The following is a 3601-nucleotide window of genomic DNA, read 5'->3' on the forward strand; positions in this document are numbered from 1 at the left end:
TGTAATGCGGTAGCCAATCCGCGGATATCAGCTTGATCCACCGTCGAGATTTACTGCTACGTCGCCCTCAGGAAATTCAAACATCGAAAACACAGAACCGATCATATTGACACGAGAAGTCATATCACCCTTGTTGCATTACTGTTACTGCCTCTATTGAGGCGGTTTTTATGGGCGCTATTACAAAAGCCCCGCGTACCACAGAATCTCAGCAATGCGCAGCCGTTCGACTATCAGCGCGGCATGCCGGATGACGACGGTATGCGGTTTGTTTGGGCGACGGCCCAAAATTTACTGCATAGCGCTTCAAGCAGGGCAAGCGATGGTAAATTTCCGCTCGCGTTACGGGCAGTGAGCAAGTTGTCCGTAGCGCTCGCCTATGGATTTGTTTTCGAGGAGATGACATGGCAGCAAGGCAGTCTCTTTCGCATACAACTCGACGGATCGGAATACACGAGAAGCGCTGGACCCTGCAAATCGGGGGGATATGGAAGGAGTCGCGCAGCACATGTCGCTCAATATCATGGTGACCCCACGCGATCGGCGGGGGCGCCCGATTGGCTCGCCCCGCAGAAGCCGGGGACTGGCGAATCGGCGGGTAGGGGAATCGGCGCCTTTCAGGAAGCAGCGACCGTGATGCTCAAACCACTGTGCCCGGCGCTGATCATTTACCTGATTGCGACCACCTGCTCTGCCACCGGGATCACGGCCACCCCGTCATCATTCAACGGAAAATGGACCGTCACCGAGGTGGTCGGATACAGCGATGTCTCGGGCGGAATACCTGAGGCAAAACGACTGCTCGGCAAGGTGCTGAGCATATCGACTGGGCAGATCGAATTCGCAGGCGAGCGCTGTCGTCCGCACGGCGGTTTCAACGTCCGCACCGTCGAGACCGCGCCAAAGCTCAAAGACTATTACGGCATCAACCTCGAAGATACGGGCTTGCCCCCGAAGGCCCTACTGCTGGACAGCGACAATTGCGCGGCCGTATTCCGCATGGATGCGCATCGCGTCGTATTCGGTTGGAACGGCGTGATCGTGCGGGCAGTGAAACCGTAACCCTCTCTACCGCCCCGCATTCAACTTGCGCCACAGCGTCGTCTTGCTGATGCCCAATGCGGCGCAAGCCGCATCGCGATCACCGTCGTGAACCGCGAGCACCGCGCGGATTTCATCGGCCTCGACATGACGGCTGCGCTCGCGCAGCGTCAGCGCCGTCGGCTTCGCGCGCGCGATGGGCTCGACGACTTCCGGCGCGATCGCGCGCAGCATGTCGCGCGTGACGAGCGCCGCACTCGCATCCGTGAGCGCATCGCCATCGGCGAGTTCAACCACGATCCGCTCGATCACGTTCTGCAACTCGCGCACATTGCCCGGCCACGCATAGCGCCGCAACGCCGCGCCCAAACCCTCCAGCATGCGAGCGGCGGTCTGCGCGTCGGGCACGCGCGCCGCCAGCCTCGGCTCGCGCGCGGCCGCCTGGCGCAACAGTTCGGCGGCGAGCGGCAGCAGGTCGTTCGGCCGCTCGCGCAGCGGCGGTAGCGCGATGCTGAGGATGTTGAGCCGGTAGTACAGATCGGCACGGAAACTGCCCTCTGCGACGGCGTCGGTCAGCGCGCGATGCGTCGCCGCGACGATGCGGATATCGACGCGCATCGGCTCCGTCGATCCGAGCCGCACCACCTCGCGCTCCTGCAACACGCGCAACAGGCGGCTCTGCAACGGCAACGGCATCTCGCCGATCTCGTCGAGAAACAGCGTGCCGCGATGCGCGACCTCGATCAGCCCCGCTTTGCCGCCCTTGCGCGCGCCGGTGAACGCGCCTTCCTCGTAGCCGAACAGCTCGCTTTCGAGCAGCGCCTCCGGAAACGCGCCGCAATTGATCGCGACGAACGCGAAGTCGCGTCGCGCGCTCAGTTGATGCATGCTCTGCGCGACCATTTCCTTGCCGGTGCCGCTTTCGCCGAGAATCAGCACGGTCGCGTCCGACCTCGCATAACGCACGACGAGCGCGCGCACCCGTTCGATCGATTCCGACGCGCCGACGATATCGTCGAGCCGGTAGCGCGCGGTGAACTGCTGCACACGTTGACGCGCGCGCAGCGTCCGATCGAGCCGTTCGACCGCGCGCGATTCCTGAAACGTCAGCACGGTGCCCGGCGCCGCGCCGCTGCTTGCGAGCGGCCCGCGATGCACGACATAGCTGGCGCCGCGCACCGTGCAGAAGCTGTCGCCCTCCGCGTCCGGCAGACTGCCCGCGAGGTCGGGCGCGAGTTCGAGCAGCGCGCGGCCGACGGCCTTCGCGGCATCGATACCGAGCACGCCCGCGAGCCGCTGGTTCATCAGTTCGACGCGGCCTTGCGCATCGAGCGCGACCACGCCGTCGCGCAGGTGCTGCAGCAGCGTGTCGAGCCGCTGACGTCGCACGGTTTCGCGGCGCGTCGCCTGCGCGACTTCGAGCGCGGTGTCGAAACCGGCCCGCACCGACGCGCGCGAGTACAGAAACACCGCGCCCATGCCGGCATTCGCGGCGAGGTCGGTGACCATGCCTGGGCCGACCACGACGTCGATGCCACGATCGCTGAGATCGAGCACGACGCTCTCCGCGTCCTGCGCCGACTGGTACGACGCGAACGTGACATCGAGCGCGTACGCGGCGGTGAACCGCCGCACTTCGTCGGGCGTGTCGCCGTGCGTGACGAGCGCGACGCGCGCGCCTTCCCGACGCGCGCGGGCGAGCGCATGCATGACGTCGTAGCCGGTCGGACTGATCCGCACGACCGGCACCGACACGCGCGTCTTCAGATACGCGCCGTTCGAGCCGCCCGCGAGCACGACGTCGGGCCGCGCGGCGCCCGCGGCCTCGATTTCGCGCACCGCGTCTTCGAAGGCGTGCGACACGATGCGAACATCCGCGCGTTCCACGTATTCGCCGGCGATGTCGAAGAACAGATCGCGCAGGCGGCTAATGCTGAGCGCCCAGACGCGCGGACGCTGCGGCGGTTCATAAAGAGGCGTGCTCAAGGCGGACGGCTCGCAACGGGATGGTTCGGGACCTCCATTATGCGAGCATTCATTGCCAATTTGAAATCCGGAGTTTCATTAATGAAATCGAGCGTCGGACGGGGTCGCGTCATCGCTTCGCCGGACTCCCGCCAAATCAGGCACTTAGCTGGCGGTGAGCGGGCTGGCCCGTTCTTTGCGTACAAGGCAGCCCAGTCGAAGCAATGGCCAAATTCCAACCCTTTCTGGAGACAATCGATGAGCGAAGCAGACAACAGCACGCCGAACGCAGGCGCTTTCAAACCGAAAAAATCCGTCGCGCTGTCGGGCGTCACCGCGGGTAATACCGCGCTGTGCACGGTCGGCAAGACCGGCAACGATCTGCACTATCGCGGCTATGACATTCTCGACATCGCCGAGGCGTGCGAATTCGAGGAGATCGCTTATCTGCTGGTTCACGGCAAGCTGCCGACCCAGGCCGAACTGACCGCGTACAAGACGAAGCTGAAGTCGATGCGCGGCCTGCCCGCCAACGTGAAGGCCGCGCTCGAATGGATTCCGGCCGCCGCGCATCCGATGGACGTGATGCGCACCG

3 protein-coding genes are annotated in these 3601 nt (G+C 64.3%); 2 read left to right on the forward strand and 1 reads right to left on the reverse strand.

All coding sequences use genetic code 11. The features are described 5' to 3' along the window. The first annotated feature begins 636 nt into the window (after positions 1 to 636). Positions 637 to 1062, forward strand: coding sequence for a hypothetical protein (locus F6X39_RS37250; RefSeq protein WP_262414937.1), 426 nt, complete (start codon positions 637 to 639; stop codon positions 1060 to 1062). Between the two features lie 6 nt (positions 1063 to 1068). On the opposite strand, the gene prpR is transcribed toward F6X39_RS37250, so the two are convergent. Next, positions 1069 to 3027, reverse strand: coding sequence for a propionate catabolism operon regulatory protein PrpR (gene prpR, locus F6X39_RS35750; protein ID WP_187620099.1), 1959 nt, complete (start codon positions 3025 to 3027; stop codon positions 1069 to 1071). 237 nt (positions 3028 to 3264) lie between these two features. Here prpR and F6X39_RS35755 point away from each other — a divergent pair. Next, the coding region (locus F6X39_RS35755) for a citrate/2-methylcitrate synthase (protein WP_316251761.1) at positions 3265 to 3601 on the forward strand (337 nt) is incomplete at its 3' end.

Origin of the sequence: Paraburkholderia sp. UCT2, from assembly GCF_014397665.1 — a bacterium.
GTDB classification, from domain to species: Bacteria; Pseudomonadota; Gammaproteobacteria; order Burkholderiales; family Burkholderiaceae; genus Paraburkholderia; species Paraburkholderia tuberum.

What these genes read in the sequence shown, in the direction of transcription:
- F6X39_RS37250 (WP_262414937.1), top strand. Translation starts at nt 637, where the DNA reads ATGCTCAAACCACTGTGCCCGGCGCTGATCATTTACCTGATTGCGACC.